13 protein-coding genes are annotated in these 17,267 nt (G+C 39.9%); 11 read left to right on the forward strand and 2 right to left on the reverse strand.

Annotation, left to right across the window (positions count from 1 at the left end; genetic code table 11):
• The first annotated feature begins 217 nt into the window (after window positions 1–217).
• Window positions 218–1,453, forward strand: coding sequence for a M48 family metallopeptidase (locus tag BM130_RS12520; protein WP_010528602.1), 1,236 nt, complete (start codon window positions 218–220; stop codon window positions 1,451–1,453).
• 223 nt (window positions 1,454–1,676) lie between these two features.
• Here BM130_RS12520 and BM130_RS12525 read toward each other — a convergent pair whose 3' ends face one another.
• Window positions 1,677–4,664 (reverse strand): insulinase family protein, encoded by a 2,988-nt coding sequence (locus tag BM130_RS12525; protein ID WP_010528601.1) that lies wholly within the window; start codon window positions 4,662–4,664, stop codon window positions 1,677–1,679.
• Window positions 4,665–5,216: 552 nt separating this feature from the next.
• On the opposite strand from BM130_RS12525, the gene BM130_RS12530 reads away from it, so the two are divergent.
• The 10 genes from BM130_RS12530 (at window position 5,217) to mnmL (ending at window position 16,534) form a co-directional block, all read left to right on the forward strand.
• Complete coding sequence (locus tag BM130_RS12530) at window positions 5,217–5,540, forward strand: hypothetical protein (protein ID WP_010528600.1); 324 nt, start codon at window positions 5,217–5,219, stop codon at window positions 5,538–5,540.
• Between the two features lie 12 nt (window positions 5,541–5,552).
• Window positions 5,553–6,560 carry a ferrochelatase gene (gene hemH / locus BM130_RS12535; protein ID WP_010528599.1) on the forward strand — a complete coding sequence of 336 codons (1,008 nt, stop codon included), beginning with the start codon at window positions 5,553–5,555 and terminating at the stop codon, window positions 6,558–6,560.
• Between the two features lie 257 nt (window positions 6,561–6,817).
• Window positions 6,818–7,687: a succinate--CoA ligase subunit alpha gene (sucD, locus tag BM130_RS12540; RefSeq protein WP_010528598.1), complete on the forward strand. Its 870-nt coding sequence runs from the start codon at window positions 6,818–6,820 to the stop codon at window positions 7,685–7,687.
• Between the two features lie 709 nt (window positions 7,688–8,396).
• On the forward strand, window positions 8,397–9,143 hold the full coding sequence (locus BM130_RS12545; RefSeq protein ID WP_010528597.1) for an SIR2 family NAD-dependent protein deacylase: 747 nt from the start codon (window positions 8,397–8,399) through the stop codon (window positions 9,141–9,143).
• A gap of 340 nt (window positions 9,144–9,483) precedes the next feature.
• Window positions 9,484–10,230, forward strand: a complete 747-nt coding sequence (gene fabG / locus BM130_RS12550) for a 3-oxoacyl-[acyl-carrier-protein] reductase (protein WP_010528596.1) — start codon at window positions 9,484–9,486, stop codon at window positions 10,228–10,230.
• A gap of 204 nt (window positions 10,231–10,434) precedes the next feature.
• On the forward strand, window positions 10,435–11,598 hold the full coding sequence (locus tag BM130_RS12555; protein WP_010528595.1) for an iron-containing alcohol dehydrogenase: 1,164 nt from the start codon (window positions 10,435–10,437) through the stop codon (window positions 11,596–11,598).
• A gap of 11 nt (window positions 11,599–11,609) precedes the next feature.
• Window positions 11,610–12,665, forward strand: coding sequence for a DUF6340 family protein (locus tag BM130_RS12560; RefSeq protein WP_010528594.1), 1,056 nt, complete (start codon window positions 11,610–11,612; stop codon window positions 12,663–12,665).
• The gene (gene dacB / locus BM130_RS12565) at window positions 12,649–14,076 is read left to right on the forward strand and encodes a D-alanyl-D-alanine carboxypeptidase/D-alanyl-D-alanine endopeptidase (protein ID WP_010528593.1); all 1,428 of its coding nucleotides are present in this window, start codon (window positions 12,649–12,651) and stop codon (window positions 14,074–14,076) included. The genes BM130_RS12560 and dacB overlap by 17 nt, the downstream gene beginning before the upstream one ends.
• 151 nt (window positions 14,077–14,227) lie before the next feature.
• Window positions 14,228–14,995, forward strand: coding sequence for an amidohydrolase (locus tag BM130_RS12570; RefSeq protein ID WP_010528592.1), 768 nt, complete (start codon window positions 14,228–14,230; stop codon window positions 14,993–14,995).
• Window positions 14,996–15,565: 570 nt separating this feature from the next.
• Entirely contained in the window at window positions 15,566–16,534 is a 969-nt protein-coding gene (mnmL, locus tag BM130_RS12575; protein ID WP_010528591.1) for a tRNA modification radical SAM protein MnmL/YtqA, read from the forward strand.
• Here the strand turns inward: mnmL and BM130_RS12580 are convergent.
• On the reverse strand, window positions 16,496–17,248 hold the full coding sequence (locus BM130_RS12580; RefSeq protein WP_010528590.1) for a DUF4197 domain-containing protein: 753 nt from the start codon (window positions 17,246–17,248) through the stop codon (window positions 16,496–16,498). The two genes, mnmL and BM130_RS12580, sit on opposite strands and share 39 nt — an antisense overlap.
• Window positions 17,249–17,267: the final 19 nt, after the last annotated feature.

The raw sequence follows: 17,267 nt of genomic DNA on the forward strand, positions 1-17,267 counted from the left end.
GAATGCAAAAAGGCGACCCTGGATGGACGGAATATTTGCGAAAGTGGAAAGCCTAAGTCCACCTTTTAATTATTCTAATGCATAATCCGGGATAAACTGTTTATGCATTAAGTTTGCACCATCAAAGTCCGTAAAGGGCTTTTGTTGTTTAGTAACCATTATAAACCGGAATTAAAGCGCTGGATTTGGACCGGCGAGGTAAAGAATCATTCAAACTATGCATACCACACTATTTTACGTTATTATAGGTCTGTTACTGGCCGATGCCCTTTGGGGCTGGATATTGGAAGAGTTGAACCGTCGCAGTTGGGCAGAGAGTGTCCCCGACCGTCTGGCCGATGTTTATCCTCAGGATAAATTCGAAAAACAAAAGCAATATCGTCGTGTGAACCATCGGTTTGGGAAGATATCTTCCACTTTTAGTCTGGTCGTGTTATTGGTATTTTTGTGGTTTCATGGTTTTGCCCTGGTCGATAATTGGGTGCTTCAATATACCGATCATTGGCTTTGGCGGCCTTTAATATTTTTTGGTATCATGGGATTGGCATCATATATTATTGGTTTGCCGTTTGACATTTACCAGACCTTTGTGATTGAAGAACGTTTTGGCTTCAATAAAACTACGCCAAAAACTTTTGTGTCCGATCAGATTAAAAGTTTGGTGCTGGGCGCTGTGATAGGTGGTATTTTGCTGAGTTTGGTTATCTGGTTTTATCACTTTGCTGGTAAGTGGTTCTGGTTATATGCATGGGTTGGTCTTTCCCTCTTTATGATTTTTATTAGTAAGTTTTATACTACCCTTATACTTCCGTTATTCAACAAACAAACCCCTTTGGAAGAGGGCCCTTTGCGTAAGGCCATAGAGGAGATGAGCCAAAAAGCGGGGTTCGCCCTTGAAAACGTCTATGTGATGGATGGTTCAAAACGCTCAACAAAGGCGAATGCCTTTTTTAGCGGCTTCGGAAAAAATAAGCGAATTGTACTGTTCGATACCCTGATTAATGATTTGGAAATTAATGAAATTGTTGCTGTGCTGGCTCATGAAATTGGTCATTACCGACTTAAGCATATCATTTGGGGAACCATCTTAAGTGTATTGCAAACGGGACTTACGCTCTATTTGTTAGGCTGGTTCGTTAATGAGCCGGCGTTGTCACAAGCCCTTGGGATTAATGAGCCGGTGTTTCATATCGGACTTATTGGCTTTGCAATACTATATAGTCCGGTGAGTGAAATTTTAGGTTTGGGAATGAACATCTTTTCTCGCCGCAATGAGTTTCAGGCCGATGCTTTTGCCGGTAAACATGCCGATGCTGCAGCATTGCAGTCGGCCCTTAAGAAAATTTCGGCCAATGCGTTAAGCAATCCAACGCCTCATCCCTGGTATGTCTTCTTTAACTATTCACATCCACCTTTGCTGAAACGTCTGGAAGCGTTGGATAAGGTAGATTGAAGAGATTTGTGAGATTGAAGAGATTGAAGCGGTTGATGTGCTAAATAGACTAATCACTAATCCCTAACCACTAACCACTAATCACTAACAACTAACCACTAATTACTAACATTTATTCCATTCTACCAATAACTTAGGTAAACTTTATGCAAAACAAAATCCCCTGCCAAATAAAATGTTTGACAGGGGATAGCTTTATATTTACAAATTAGTCTTGCTTAATTTATTTCACTACGGCACGGGTAGATTTAAACAGTTCTTTATTGTCATTAATCTTCTTGTCATTACCATAAACACACCAGATGTTTTGTTTCATAACGTCAGAAATCATCGGTGCGAAAGCTCTGATGTCTTCCGGTGTGGTGTTGAGTATGGCATTTCGTTCCGCTTCCATCTCTTCTTTTGTGGTTTTTGTTAAATAGTAATAATAGGCTCTTGCCCCACGAATAGATGGGGTCGTGGGACCATCAATATTAGCTATAGTACCAATAATGTATCTCGTCATTTCGGTAGAATCGGCTTCAAAATTTTTGATATAATCCACCGCAGCATCGTAATTTTCAAGTGTTTCAGATAAATTGGGATCACGATACGACCCAAAATAGATATTTCCCGAGGGTGAAACAGAGGCCCAACCGCCATAAGCACCACCTAAAACTCGAATCTTGTTTTGCAGGTATTCTCGCGATAATATTTGATTTAGAACCCTCATTTTTCCGTCCCATTCATATCCAAGCTTTTTGTAATCATATCCCTTAACAACATATTGTACCATCGATGAGGATGTTAACCCTTCGTTTTTAGCATTCAAATCAAAGGTCCATGTTTGGGGGGTTACCTCCCTGTCGGGAAGTTGACCGATAAATTGAGATACGGCACCCTGTATGTCTGTATAGTTTTTATCAGAACAGGTAATACCGAGAATCAGATTTTTCTTTTGGAAAAGTAATGCTGCAGCTCTTTCCAGATTTTCAATAATTTCATCATTTTTTGAATTGAAGTTATCGGTAATATCGGTTACGAAGTCGTAATAGCTTAAACCATTAACCAATTCGTTAAACATTCCCTGATTAGAATAATAAGAACTCAAACGGGTTGTGGCATAACCGATACCATTGTTTTTCGCCATAGCCTCGGTTTGGGAATGATGGCGTATGAGTACTTCTTTTAATCGTTCTTTATCATTTAATTTAGAACGCTGAAGAATTTCCTCTGTCAATTCATATAATTTGCCGGCCTTGTCAACTGTTGCTTTGGCCGAAATTCTGAATTTGGCGATTAATTTATCATCGGAATTATTCTCCAAATAGGTGCTTAAGTATGTATTAAATCCTCCCGTATGGATGTTTAGTGCGTTATCTAATTCTCCATAGGAATAGTTTTCGGTATTCATTTTTCCAAGCACTTGTGTCAGTAGACGTCCATAGGGGATAAGCTCTTGCGGAAGGGTATGAAGATCAAAAAATAAATCGGTGTAAACGATGTTATTGGTAAAATCTTCATAATGCAAAACCGGAATTCCGTTGATGCTTTTTTCTGTGGGTTCATACCATTGCACTTCTTTACTGATATCTTTAAGCGATAGCATGGGGATAGAAGCCAAAGCTTCGGGGTCGTCTTTTTGCTGTTGGTATTCTTTTAGGGCTTTGGTCTCTTCTATTAATTGATTTAATTCTTCCCGGCTGAGCGATGCTTTATATTCGGCCAGTTTTTTTCTGGTTTTTTCGGCAATTTTGTTTTCCAGTCCGGGTTCCGGTTTAAAGACCATCAGCAGTGCATGTGGGTTGTTGATAAAGTGTTCTTTAACAATGTTTTGAAGCAGGCCGCTTTTTATGCCTTCTTTTACTCTGGCCAGTGGCTTTTCAAACTCCAAACCGGCAAAGGGATCATCTCCAAAGAATACACTATTTTTCATAGAATAAAGATACATTAGCCCTTTTTGAGGGGTGTCACCTTCTCTCAGGCGGAACTCCATCCGGTTGATAATACCATCGATGGTTGCTGAATCCAGTCCTTCGCTGACAACTTTCTGCAGGGTGCTAAAAACAATGTCGTTAAAACGCTCCTTATCCGCCGGATTGGCATTTTTTACCATTATCTGAAATACATTTTGCTGAATATCTCTCACCCATGCGTTCACATCTTTCCCAATACCGGCCTCTTGCAGTGCCAAACGCAGGGGGGCCGACTGGTGGTTCACCAGGGCATCGCTTAAAATATCCAGTGCCATGACCAATTCCTGATCAGTATTTCTCCCTATTACAAAACTATAGCTCAAAAAGGTTTTATCTTTAGTATCCGTACCTTCGGGAACACTGTAACTTTCTTCGGCCTCTTTCCTTGCCTTAAAAGGTGCCTGCAGCGGAATTTCTATTTTCTTATCTGATTTCTGATAGTGCGAAAAATATTCTTTATCCAAAAAAGCCAGTTCTTTGTCTAAATCGGCATCACCGTATAACAGTACAAAAGAATTGGAAGGATGATAATAGGTCTTATGGAACTCTTTAAAATATTCATACGTTAACTCCGGTATTGCCTCTGGGTATCCGCCCGAAGAAACACCATATGTGTTGTCGGGGAATAGGATCTTGTCAATATGATAACCCAACTGTCTTTCGGGACTTGAGAAGGCACCTTTCATTTCGTTGTATACTACCCCTTTTATTGTTATTTCGCCTTCCGGATCGTCCAATTCATAGTGCCACCCTTCCTGCTTAAATATTCTGGGGTCGCTGTGCAAAAGAGGATTAAAAACAGCATCCATATATACATGCATCAGGTTAAAATAGTCGGTCATATTCATACTGGCTACCGGATAGGTGGTATAATCCGAACCCGTCATGGCGTTTAAAAAGGTGTTGAGCGATCCTTTTGCCAATACATCGAAAGGACTCTTTACAGGAAAATTTTTAGAACCATTCAGTACCGAATGTTCCATGATGTGCGGGGTGCCATAATCCTTCCTGGGGGTGGTTTTAAACGATATGGAAAAAAGCTTGTTGGCATCATCCGCAGCAATTTTCATCAAACGGGCACCACTCTGCTCATGCTCGAAATAAAGACAATGGGCATTTACTTCTTTAACAAATCGATTTTCAATCAGTCGAAATCCATGATAAACTTTCCCTTCTTCAAAGGCCGGCTTTTCTGTGCACGACCATAATAATAAGAAAATTAGCGAAAGAAATACGGCTAAAATGTTGTTCTTCATTTTTCGATTTAATTTAAAATAGGTTATTGATTAATTTGTGCCTATAGGTGTTCGTCCGTTATTGAAATATTAAACTAAAAATTAGTTCATATATTAAATTTTTTTGCCTTAATTTTTTCATATATTCCATATCAAATTAATAATTCCCTGTGGCTTTTTTATGTCTTTATCTGTTTTTATGAACTTGAATGTTTTGTTTTTCAGTTAAAAAATATTGGGCAAAAATGATAGGATTTACCAAACAGATAAAATGTGTATAATTATATATTTTGTATTTTCTTTTTTTTCAGAGACTAAAAATAATATTTTTCTGTTAATTAAATTTTCTGACATGCAAAAAGAAACCGAAATTTTTAAGAAGTAACCTACTATTTGCTTAATTTTTTATTTTTTTTAAGCTTCCCTGCTTCTATGAGCTGATAACTTTTTTCATTGAATTTAATGTCTCAAGGGATTCTGTTCCGGGATAATTTAAGTTAGCTATGGCAATCTTTTTTCGTGTAAGATTAATTGTTCTCTGCTGTTAAAATAGTATCAACGCATCAGGCGTTAATGCCCCGTTTAGAGATGTTTATGCGTAGCCCGGAAAGGCTTATGCGCAACCCGGAGGGGTTTATGCGAAGGTCGGAGAGGCTTATGCGAAGGTCGGAGATGATTATGCGCAGCCCGGAGAGGTTTATGCGCAACACCGAGACCTTTATGCGCAGCACTGAGAGGTTTATGCGCAACACCGAGAGGCTTTTGCAGACTTTTAAGTCCGAATTGCAAGCCTTGTTGCAACAAATTAAGTGGCTTTGTTGTTCTTTATTTTTTGAAAAGCGCGTTTGTAATATAGCTAATAAGGGCCGGAAAAGCATTAATTTAGATGCCGCATAAAACAAAAATATCATGTCCAAAAAAGTAATTCTATTAACCAACCTTGGTTCACCCAATTCGTTTCAGGTTCGAGATGTACGAAAATATTTGCGGGAATTTTTAATGGACAAGCGGGTTATCGACCTTCCTTTTCTTTCTCGATGGTTATTGGTCAATGGCATTATTGCGCCTTTCAGGGCGCCGCGAAGTGCCAAAAAATATAAAACCATTTGGACCAAAGAGGGCTCGCCATTAATTGTGTTAACCCAAAAACTGGTTGAAAAGGTAGCTCATGCAACCGGTTTGTCAACCTATATGTGTATGCGTTATGGTTCGCCCTCGCCCAAAGTGGCATTCGAAAAAATTGTGTCTGAAAACCCCAATGTAGAAGAGGTGGTTTTATTTCCACTATACCCGCACTATGCCATGAGCAGTTACGAAACGGCAGTGGAGCATGTTAAGCAATGGTGGCAAAGAGGCAACTATAATTTTAAACTGACGGTTGTTGAACCATTTTATAATCATCCGTTGTACATCAAGGCGCTGGCAGAAACTATTAAGCCTTTTCTTGAGGATGAATATGATCACTTATTGTTCAGTTATCACGGCGTTCCGGAAAGGCATATATTAAAGAGTGATCCTACCGGTCAACACTGTTTAAAGACGGAAGATTGTTGCCGGCAGCCATCCGGGGCACACAAATATTGTTACCGTCATCAGGTTTTTGAGACTACTCGCCTTGTTGTCCGACAGCTGCAAATACCCGACAACAAATATAGTGTTTCTTTTCAGTCGCGCCTGGGAAACGATAAATGGTTGGGACCTGCCACGGCCGACGTTTTATCGCAGTTGCCTATGCGTGGCGTTAAAAATTTGTTGGTGGTGACACCCGCTTTTGTCAGCGACTGCCTTGAAACATTAGAGGAAATACGCCAGGAAGGGCGTGAGACTTTTTTATCTGCCGGCGGGGAAAAATACCAGCATATCCCTTGTTTGAATTTGGATGACACTTGGGTGAACACCATCGCTAAACTGATATAGGATTATATTTTTGGTCAGTGTTCATTTATTAATGGTCGTAGTCTGGTTAATAAAAATGCACCAAAAAGTGCTGTCACGGTTAATACAATATCAAACCCCAGTACCAATTTGTAATGGATTTTCAAGGATTGCCGGTTCATAGGATGAGAATCTTTTTTGGGTTTTAAAACAAAATTAAACTCTTTGGTGCCTTGGTGTGTTAACTGTATATTATGAATTATTTTAATTTTAGTTCAAACTATTCAAATTAGTATTATATGAGTGTATTGATTGACCAAACCTCCAAAGTATTGGTACAGGGGTTCACCGGCAAAGAAGGGACCTTTCATGCAGGATTGATGATTGAATATGGCACAAACGTATGTGGAGGGGTAACCCCCGGAAAAGGGGGAACCCGGCATTTGGGTTTGCCTGTTTTTAACACCGTATCAGAAGCGGTAGAAGCAACCGGAGCCGACACTTCGGTTATTTTTGTGCCTCCTCAGTTCGGGGCCGATGCTATAATGGAAGCCGCCGATGCAGGCATTGCCCTTATTGTTGCCATTACTGAAGGAATTCCCGTAGCCGATATGGTGAAAGTGAAACATTATCTGGCATCACGTAATAGTCGCCTAATCGGGCCTAACTGTCCGGGCATTATATCACCCGGTAAAGCAAAAGTGGGCATAATGCCCGGCTTTATTCATCAACAGGGAAATATTGGTGTTGTAAGTCGTTCAGGCACCTTAACCTATGAAGCCGTAGACCAGTTAACCAAATTGGGATTGGGGCAAAGTACTTGTATTGGTATCGGTGGCGACCCCGTTATTGGCACCTCAACCCTCGATGCGGTAAAACTTTTAATGGATGATGATGATACCGAGGGCATTGTTATTATCGGTGAAATTGGGGGTGATATGGAAGTGGAAGCGGCCCGCTGGATTAAAGAGCACGGTACCAAACCCGTTGTTGGCTTTATTGCCGGACAAACAGCACCTAAAGGCCGTAGAATGGGACATGCAGGTGCTATTATTGGTGGCAAGGAGGATACTGCCGCAGCCAAAATGAAAATTATGAATGAGTGTGGCATTCATGTTGTGGAATCACCTGCTCTCATCGGCGAAACCATGGCTAAAGTTCTAAAATAGGCCGATTGTCGGAAAAATTTAGAGCACCATTCGAAAATTTGTGGAAGTTTTAATGGATTACATTAAGAATTGGCGGGCTTTGCCGATTAACATATGTTCACCCTTAAAGGATGTTAATACCGGTTTTCAGTAGGTCTTTTCCACTTGAATTTGTAATTTTGACAGAACATATTGGATAGGTTATTAGGCCAAATTAGGCCAATAGGCTATTAGGCCAATAGGTTATTAGGCCGATAGGTTATTAGGCCGATAGGTTATTAGGCCGATAGGTTATTAGGCCGATAGGTTATTAGGCCGATAGGTTATTAGGCCAATAGGTTATTAGGCCGATAGGTTATTAGGCCAATAGGTTATTAGGCCAATAGGTTATTAGGCCGATAGGTTATTAGGACAATAGGTTATTAGGCCAATAGGTTATTAGGCCAATAGGTTATTAGGCCAATAGGTTATTAGGCCAATAGGTTATTAGGCCGATAGGTTATTAGGCCGATAGGTTATTAGGCCGATAGGTTATTAGGACAATAGGTTATTGGGTCGATAGGCTGATAGGTCATTAGGCGATGAGATTGAGTGGATTAAAGAGTCTGGCGAGATTGATGTGCTAAATAGACAATTGACTAATCACTAATGACTAATCACTAATCACTAATAACTAATCTTTTTAGTCCCATTAGAATTAGACCAATAAGTTTAATAAACGATATAAATAATGGAAGACGATCTTATTGAAAAATCGGTAGAAAGCCTACGCCATTCTAAGTATACCTTTGCTTTTACGGGTGCAGGCATTTCCGTTGAAAGTGGTGTACCCCCTTTCCGCGGGAAGAACGGAATATGGTCCAAATACGATCCAAAGGTATTGGATTTGGATTATTTTTATGCTAATCCTTTGGAGGCATGGAAGGTTATTCGAGAAATTTTCTACGATTATTTTGGAAAAGCGAAACCCAATCCTGCCCATTCCATATTGGGTGAATGGGAACAAAAAGGTTTTCTGAAGTGTGTTGTAACACAAAATATCGATAACCTTCATCAGGCCGGAGGCAGCAAGAAAGTTTATGAATTTCATGGTAATGCCCAAAAGATGATTTGTACCAAATGCTCGTATCGTTTTCCGGCCGATGAGGTAGATTTTGATAAACTTCCCGTTGCCTGTCCCAAATGCGGAGGTTTGGTAAAACCCGATTTTGTCTTTTTTGGCGAAGCCATCCCCTCCGATGCATATGCCGGAAGCCTCGACGCTGCACGTAATGCCGACGTGTGTATCGTCATTGGTAGTTTGGGGGAAGTGATGCCCGCAGCAATGATTCCTATGGAAGCCAAACGTAATGGCGCCACCATTATCGAAATTAACCCCGAAACAACAAACTTTACAAATCAGATTACCGACTATCACTTGAAAATGGGTGCTTCCGATGCAATGAAAATATTGAATGACAAACTTTTCTCTAATTGATGCCCGTTTTTGGGGGATGCTATATTTGAAACGACCATGGCGACTTTTGCCACAAAAGAAAAGGTATCGGCAGAATGGGTTTTAGTCATTAGGCATAGTCAATAGTCACTTGTGTTGGGTAAGCTAAAAACTAATGACAAATCACTATTCACCAACCACTAATGACTAATTACTTATGACTAGCCACTAATATGGATCGTTTCATTAAAAAAATAAAGTTGATAGAAGTTAACTACCAACTTTTTTCTTTAAGAGGGTTTCTATTTATAAAACTTTTAACATCTTTACCCCGCCAAAAATTTTATTAACAAACAATTTTGGGAATTAAAAACAAAGAATAATGAAGTTATTAGAAGGAAAAACTGCAATTGTTACCGGAGCAGCCCGGGGAATAGGCAAAGCCATTGCCCTGCGGTTCGCCAAAGAGGGATGTAATATCGCTTTTACCGACCTTGAGTATAACGACCAGGCCAAAGCTACGGAACAGGAAGTGGCCGCCTTGGGAGTAAAAGTAAAAGCCTATGCCTCTAACGCTGCTAATTTCGAAGAAACCCAAAAAGTGGTTGAAGAAATTGTTAAAGATTTTGGGCAAGTAGATATCCTGGTTAACAATGCAGGGATTACCAAAGATACATTACTGATGCGCATGACCGAAGAACAATGGGATGCCGTTATTAATGTAAACCTTAAATCAGCCTTTAATTTTACCAAAGCTGTTCAAAAAACCATGCTTAAACAGCGGTCCGGTTCCATTATCAATATGAGTTCGGTTGTGGGGGTAAGTGGTAATGCCGGACAAGCTAACTACAGTGCCTCAAAAGCTGGTTTGATTGGGTTCACCAAGTCTGTCGCAAAAGAATTAGGTTCTCGTGGCATTAGAAGTAATGCAGTAGCACCTGGATTTATCATTACTGAGATGACCGGGGCTTTACCCGATGACGTAAAAAAAGAGTGGGAAAGCAAAATTCCTCTGCGTCGTGGCGGTACGCCCGAAGATGTTGCCAACACATGTCTTTTCCTGGCTTCTGACCTTTCATCTTATGTTACTGGTCAGGTTATTCATGTTTGTGGTGGAATGAATACTTAATATTCCTTGTTTTTTATTATTTTAGAAGGTGCTTTCAACCGAAAGCGCCTTTTGTTGTTTTATTATTGATACTCTTTTTAATACCAGTAATTTAAATGTTAAATACTGGATTGACTTTTGAGGTATCAAAAATAACCAGTTTGCAGTGTTAATATTTTCTAAAATTATATCAGTATTGGTTCAGATTATTAAAATATTATCCCTATGAAAAATTTTAACTTTCACACACCTACCAAAATTTTGTTTGGTAAAAATAAGGTTAGTGAAATTGGACCTGAAATTAAACAATTTGGTTCAAGAGTTTTGTTGGTTTACGGCGGTGGTTCTGTTAAAAAAATCGGGTTGTATGACCAGGTGGTGGAACAGCTGCGTAATCACAACCTCTTTTTTGTAGAACTGAGCGGTGTTCAACCCAACCCCCGAATTACGTCGGTACGCGAAGGTGTCCGGCTATGTCGTGAACATAAGCTTGATTTTATACTGGCTATGGGGGGCGGTAGTGTTATTGACGCTTCAAAGGCGATTGCTGCAGGGGTGAACTATCAGGGTGACCCATGGGATTTCCCAATGCGTAAGGCACGTGTCGAAAATCCGTTACCAATAGGGACCATACTCACCCTTGCCGCTACAGGTTCCGAAATGAACGGAAATGCCGTTATTACCAATGAAGAAACACAGGAAAAGAGAGGCATGGCCAGCGATTTGTTAAAACCTAAGTTTTCTGTTTTGGATCCGGTCTATACCTTTAGTGTCAATCGTTATCATACTGCCGCAGGTACCGTCGATATGATGAGCCACCTTTTTGAAAACTATTTTGCTCCCGGCGAGGGAACATTCGTTCAGGATTCAATTGCCGAGGCAATCTTAAAAACCTGTATCAAATATGGCCCTATAGCTCTTGAAGAACCTGAAAATTATGAGGCCCGCGCCAACCTTTTATGGGCGGGAAGTCTGGCTCTCAATGGGCTGACCGTAACAGGCAAACTGATGGGTGATTGGGCCACACATGCCATTGAACATGAAGTGAGTGCCATTTATGACCTTACTCACGGGGCAGGGCTGGCAATTATTCATCCTGTATGGATGAAATATGTTTTGAATGAAAAAACTGCGCCTAAGTTTGCCCGAATGGCACGAAATGTGTGGAATGTCGATGACCCCAATGACCTGTCGGCAGCTGAGAAAGGTATTGATGCTATTCGGAAATTTTTCAGCTCATTAGGTATGCCCGCAACCCTTTCGGAGGTCAATATTCCCGATGAACATTTTGAAGAGATGGGTCAAAAAGCATGTGTTTTTGGTCCGATAGGTACCTTTAAAAGACTCAATGCCGATGATGTGGTAGCCATATTGAAAAAGGCCATTTAAAAATATACTTCATGTACCGAATTAAAAATTGGTTTTATTTTGTCATTGCCCTTCTGTTTTCAGGGTGTGTTTCCTATTCTACAATAGGTATTGATGTTTTAAAGCCTGCCGGAGTCGAAATTCCTGTAGAAATAGCATCGGTGGTTTTGGTCGACAATTCACCGGGATATTTCAAAAGTGATACAGGGATTCACAAAATTATCCTGCCGGGCCGAAGAGCTTATACAGTAGACACCATTCGTTTTAAAGATTTTGGAAAAGTAGCGGTGCTTACCCTGGCAGAAGCATTGAAAGATAAAGCTTTTTTTGATTCGGTATATGTCTATCCCGGGAAACCGGTTTCCAATTCCCGGGATAAAAATAATTTTTCTTTGTCAGAAGAAGTTGTTGATTCGTTATGTAATCGTTTTAACGCTCAGGGAGTAATCTCATTGGATTATTACGACTATAACACGGTGCTTCGTGTTGATAAATCGTCTGAACTATATTATTCCACCCTTGATGCCCGAAGCCGAACTCGATGGACTATCTATAATGGCCTGAACGGAGGGAAGGTAGATGTTTATGTGCAACGAGATACCATCTTCTGGGATGCGGCAGATTATTCAATGAATAGTTCTGTGGCTCATCTTCCCCAATACAGAGATGCCTTAAAAATGGCCGCTCAAAATGCAGGTGTCAAGTATGCCGATTATGTTGCTCCATCCTGGGAATTACAATCAAGGAGGTTTTATATTAAAGGCCATCCCTTGTTTTATAAAGCTTCAGAAATGGTTTCCGAAGGGAAATGGGAAGAGGCCGGCAGAATTTGGTATTATGTCTATCAAAACGGAAAAGGTAAGCAAAAGGCCAGAGCAGCTTTTAACCTGGCATTAAGCAAAGAGATGCAGGGCGATTTTCTTGAAGCGGCAGCCTGGGCCTGGAAAGGATTGGAGGAATATCAAAATTTGAAAAGCCTTTCGGCCAATCAAGCGGAGAAAGACTTTTGTAAGTTTTATTACATGCTTTTGGCCCGTAGGATGCAGGAAAAGAAAAAACTGGATGCCCAATATGGAGTTGAACAATAAAAAGTACTACGCAGGTACTTTACTATTCTTGATGATATTTTTTGTGTTTTCGGGTCGAGCCCAAAAACCGGAAGGTATTCCCCGATATGCTTTGGTATCGGCAATTATTAAGGACCTTTCTTCCCGAAAAGTATTGGCAGCATATAATCCTGAAAAAAATATGCTTTCTGCCAGTTTAATGAAACTGGTTACTACTGCAACAGCGCTGGACCTTCTGGGTAAGGATTTTAAGTATTCCACTAAATTTTGGATATCGGGCCCCGTCAAAAATGGAATTTTAGAGGGCGATCTAATTATCGAAGGCGGCGGGGATCCTACTCTGGGTTCTAAATATTTCCCTTCCAGTTATCCCGATTCGGTTCTTCTTTATGTGAAAAATATCTTGAATGCAAACGGTATAAACAAAATCAACGGTAAAATATTGGTTGATGAAAGCTATTTAAAAGGTTCTCGATATCCTTCCCGTAGACTCTGGGAAGATATGGGCAATTATTATGGTGCTCCGCCAGCAGCACTGTCGTGGCGAGATAATACTTTTACTATAGTTTTAAGGTCACCTGAAAAAATTGGGGCCAGATGTTCTGTGGTTTCTGTTTCACCATCCGTAGAAAATGTCTCTTTCGATTGTCAGGTAATAGCGGCCAAACATGATAAGGATAGTGCCTATATTTATGGTCTTTCAGGCCTTGAACGCTGGGAAATTAGAGGGTCCATTCCCGCCGGTCGAAATCACTTCAGAATTAAAGGGGCACTGCCCGAACCCGGATTGATATTTGCTGCCGAAGTGGGCAAATTGTTGGATGATAGTGACAATATTGTAATTGAAAAGATAAATAATGATGATTGGCGGGCTAAAGCCCAACTAATAGGGCAGTTATATTCACCCCCTTTATCCGATATTGTACGGGCTATAAATCATTACAGTATTAACCTGGCGGCCGACCATTTACTTATTTCAATAGGTCAAACAGCAAGGCAGGAGAATGCGCCGGATTGGGATGTAGGAATTCAACTCATTAAAAACTATTGGGCTAATAAAAAGCAGTCATACTTTCTCAATATAAAAGATGGAAGTGGCCTGGCACCACAAAGTAGTGTGTCGCCCGCCTTTCTGGTTGATATGCTGGCTGATATTTATAGTGATAGTTCACGATTCGAAACCTTCAAAAATTCATTGGCCATAAGTGGTGTAAGCGGTACTCTGAAATATATCTGGAACCAGTCTGCATTAAAGGGTATGGTGTATGGCAAGAGCGGTTCCATGAAAGATGTGTTAGGGTATGCCGGTTATGTTTTCCGTGACGGTCAGTCTCCATTGGCTTTTGCCGTAATGGTTAACCATCACGGCAAGGATAATAGTGAAATAAAAAAGTATATTGAACGCTGGTTGGAAAAGATGGTTGATATGTAATATATAGGCCAATAGGCTGATAGGCCAATAGGCAATGAGGTTGAGAAGATTGAAGAAATTGATATACGAAATAGACAATTGACTAACTACTAAGTACTAATGACTGCTTTTAAGAATCTAAATTTCAATTATGTAAGTAAATTTTATGCTAATGAGAATAGCCTTGATAGAAACTTCTTTACATTGGGGTGATGTTAATAAAAACTTGAATCATTATGAGGAACTATTAAAAAGTGTTGAATCAGGTTGTAGAATGGTTTTTCTCCCCGAAATGTTCTCTACCGGTTTTACTATGGAGCCGGAAAAATTAGAGCCCGGAGCTATTGAAAAAGTTCCTCAATGGATGAGTGATATGTCGGTCAGGTATAACATCGCATTGGGCGGTAGTACCGTTGCTGCAGGTAAAGAGGGATTTTTCAATCGTTTTTACTTTTGTTTGCCGAATGGTGAAATGTTTTATTATGATAAACGACATCTTTTCCGGATGGGAGAGGAGGACCAACATTATCAGCCCGGAAAAGAACGAAAGATATTTTATTTTGAGGGATGGCGTATTTTACCACAGGTCTGTTATGACTTACGTTTCCCGGTATGGAGTCGAAATAGGGGCGATTACGATTTGATGGTAAATGTAGCCAACTGGCCATCGGCCCGTCAGGATGTTTGGTCTGCCTTGCTTAAAGCACGAGCAATAGAGAACCAGTGTTATGTTGCCGGGGTTAATCGAACAGGTTCCGACCCTAATGTGAATTATGCAGGAGGCTCTGTTGTTTTTTCACCTAAAGGTGAAATTTTGAGTTCTTCTTCCAAGAAAAATTCTCAAATCATTTATGCCAATTTAGACCTGGATGCTTTAAACCATTTCCGCCAAAAATTTCCCGTCTGGAAAGATGCAGATGAGTTTGAGGTTAAGCTTTAAAACTCTAATAACTGCAACTATCGAGAAACATTGATTTTTTAGATTTTAAGATATCTGAGTTCCTTATGGATGTTGAGACTCATATGGTTCAAAATAGATAGAAAATTGATTAAAGCAATTTTGAAAAGGTGTTATTTACTACTCATCCTTCTTGGAATTATCATAACTTCAAGATTAACAAACTAGTATTAGATAAAATTTTTGAAAAAAATGTGGTTGTTGTTTGACAAATGCTGTATTTCAATTTTTTAGAATCATCATAATATGATAGCCAATTATTTTCCTAAATATCAGATTTTTCCTGTTGACTTAAGCACTCTTTAAAGAATTTCAATATTTCTTGTCTGACCCATTCCGGATGTTCGTGTCCTGGGTTCTCATAGTTTTTTATCCTTGCATTTATATTTTTGCTATAATAAATTTTTTTACATGCTTCCAATCGGTTGGGAAACATTTTCCGTCCAATATATTGATAAATTAATTTTCTTTCCTCAATATCATATCCATCTTCATACGGGATGGCATTATTATTCTTGATTGAAAGAATTCCTTATCTTTGAAAATAAAACCATGCCGCTTATTTATCCGTGGGGTAATGATAATCCCTTTAATGATTACAGCAGTTTTTTGAAAAACAAGTTTCATCGGAGGGTGCAGAAACTTTCTTTAAATGTGGGATTTACCTGTCCTAACAGAGACGGTACTAAAGGAAGAGGGGGATGTACCTTTTGCAACAACGATTCCTTTAACCCCGATTATTGCGAACCTCATTTTAGTATTACCGAACAGCTTAATAAGGGAATCGAAAAATTTAATGAACGGTATCCCGACCAGTATTATTTGGCATATTTCCAGGCCTATACCAATACGTATGGTCCGTTAAGTTATTTAAAAAGTTTGTATGAAGAGGCGTTGTTACATCCTAAAATAAGAGGATTGGTAATTGGTACCCGACCCGACTGTTTGCCTGATAGTCTCATTGATTGGCTTTCGAAGTTACAAAGCAGGTATTATATTGTTGTAGAGTTGGGCATTGAATCTACTAATGAGGATACGTTGATAAAAGTTAACCGTGGACATACATTTGCTGAAACATGCGATGCTATTTTCCGATTGAATAAGGCCGGTATTCCGGTGGGTAGCCATCTGATTTTAGGTCTTCCCGGAGAAACCGAGCAGATGATGCTGCAACATGCCGAGCGTCTCTCGACCCTTCCTTTAGACTACCTGAAAATTCATCAACTTCAATATATAAAGGGCTCTGCCCTGGGGTATCAGTATTTAAAAAATCCGGAAATGTTTCATGTTTTTGACATGGATGAATATGTTGAACTGGTGATAGCTTTTCTGGAACGATTGAATCCTAATATTGTTATTGAACGATTAGCCAGCCAGGCACCTTTTAACTTATTAATAGCCCCCAAATGGGCTTTGAAAAACTACCAGATGACTGAACTGATTAAAAAGAGAATGAAACAACGAAATACCTGGCAAGGAAAATTATTGGGCGTTTGTACTGCCGAAAACCCTGCGAAGTAGATCTGTTACCCGTGCTTCGGCATTGGTTCGTATTTCTTTCTCTTCATTGGCAAGCTTTAAAAAGAGACCATCCAGGGCTTTCTCTGTAAGATATTGATCTAATTCCATTTCCACGCTCTCTAAATCGGCCATTTGACCTATAAATGATTGTGCAACACGATTCCACTGGCTGGTAAGGGTTTCCCACGCTTCAGCAGTTGAAATATTACCTGCCAATTTTTTTTCTACGCTGGCTTTTATTTTTGGCTTATACAAGTCATACAGTTCATCATAGGTTTGCATTCTTAAATATTGTGTTGCGGCATCAGTTTCGCCATTAAGAATTTTAAAGCCATCCTGTATGGTCATTTGGGAAATGGCTTTGGCAAATATTGGTGCTGCTTCCCTGGCCGCATCTTCTGCTGCACGATTGATGCGTAACAAAACATCTTCCACCATTTTTTCGCCACCGGGAATTTTTGATAGATTGTCAGTGATGGTTTGTGCCTGTGGTGGCAGGGTGATCTTTACCAATTCATCACCATAATAACCATTGGTTTTGGCCAGGGTTTTGGCAGCAGAATCGGCACCAATTACAAGGGCCTGCTTCAACCCGCTAATGACTTCACTTTGAGTTAGTGGTTGATTAGCACCGAAATCTTTTACCACCTGAGACAATTCGGCACAGGACATAAATATTAACAGGATGGGAAAGGATACGAATAATTTTTTCATATTATAATTTGATGATTAA

Source organism: Thermophagus xiamenensis (genome assembly GCF_900112795.1).
In the GTDB taxonomy this organism is placed as follows: domain Bacteria; phylum Bacteroidota; class Bacteroidia; order Bacteroidales; family Marinilabiliaceae; genus Thermophagus; species Thermophagus xiamenensis.

Bases quoted from the DNA above. Each gene is read 5' to 3' on its own strand.
- sucD (WP_010528598.1), top strand. From the start codon at position 6,818: ATGAGTGTATTGATTGACCAAACCTCCAAAGTATTGGTACAGGGGTTC.
- BM130_RS12525 (WP_010528601.1), bottom strand. From the start codon at position 4,664: ATGAAGAACAACATTTTAGCCGTATTTCTTTCGCTAATTTTCTTATTA.
- fabG (WP_010528596.1), top strand. From the start codon at position 9,484: ATGAAGTTATTAGAAGGAAAAACTGCAATTGTTACCGGAGCAGCCCGG.
- BM130_RS12545 (WP_010528597.1), top strand. From the start codon at position 8,397: ATGGAAGACGATCTTATTGAAAAATCGGTAGAAAGCCTACGCCATTCT.
- hemH (WP_010528599.1), top strand. From the start codon at position 5,553: ATGTCCAAAAAAGTAATTCTATTAACCAACCTTGGTTCACCCAATTCG.
- BM130_RS12520 (WP_010528602.1), top strand. From the start codon at position 218: ATGCATACCACACTATTTTACGTTATTATAGGTCTGTTACTGGCCGAT.
- BM130_RS12580 (WP_010528590.1), bottom strand. From the start codon at position 17,248: ATGAAAAAATTATTCGTATCCTTTCCCATCCTGTTAATATTTATGTCC.
- mnmL (WP_010528591.1), top strand. From the start codon at position 15,566: ATGCCGCTTATTTATCCGTGGGGTAATGATAATCCCTTTAATGATTAC.
- BM130_RS12560 (WP_010528594.1), top strand. From the start codon at position 11,610: ATGTACCGAATTAAAAATTGGTTTTATTTTGTCATTGCCCTTCTGTTT.
- BM130_RS12555 (WP_010528595.1), top strand. From the start codon at position 10,435: ATGAAAAATTTTAACTTTCACACACCTACCAAAATTTTGTTTGGTAAA.
- BM130_RS12530 (WP_010528600.1), top strand. From the start codon at position 5,217: ATGCCCCGTTTAGAGATGTTTATGCGTAGCCCGGAAAGGCTTATGCGC.
- dacB (WP_010528593.1), top strand. From the start codon at position 12,649: ATGGAGTTGAACAATAAAAAGTACTACGCAGGTACTTTACTATTCTTG.
- BM130_RS12570 (WP_010528592.1), top strand. From the start codon at position 14,228: ATGAGAATAGCCTTGATAGAAACTTCTTTACATTGGGGTGATGTTAAT.